General features: G+C 68.2%; 1 protein-coding gene. It reads left to right on the forward strand.

The window, feature by feature from the left end:
- Positions 1-359, forward strand: a 359-nt coding sequence (locus tag KN815_RS16305) for a hypothetical protein (RefSeq protein WP_216342652.1), incomplete at its 5' end; no start/stop codon positions are given.
- Positions 360-415 lie beyond the last annotated feature (56 nt).

The raw sequence follows: 415 nt of genomic DNA on the forward strand, positions 1-415 counted from the left end.
GGTCGCAGGACGAGCTCAAGGCGATGATCGCGTACGTCACCGAGCACGGATACGGCACCACGAGCAAGACCTACGTCCGCGGCCTGCTTGCCGCGCTGAATTGGGTGACGGGCGCGACGGCCGTCTCCCCCATCACCGGCACGTCGCTCGGCCGGCCGGTCACCGGTATGGACGCCAGCAGCGAGCACGGCCGGGCGTACGAGGCCCTGTACCCCACGAGTGATCCCGCCCTCTGGAAGGTCACCCAGGACAACGGTCAGGACTACACGCTCGCCGTCGAGCACACCCTGATGTGGGTCACGGGGGGCGACATGGGCTTGGCCGTTCCGGCTGACTGGCCTTGGCCCCAGGACCGGTAGCAGAGGCCGTAGCCGTACGCCAACCAGGAGGTGAGCCGAGTTGAGTACCGGGGAGT

It is taken from the genome of Streptomyces niphimycinicus (genome assembly GCF_018883605.1).
In the GTDB taxonomy this organism is placed as follows: domain Bacteria; phylum Actinomycetota; class Actinomycetes; order Streptomycetales; family Streptomycetaceae; genus Streptomyces; species Streptomyces niphimycinicus.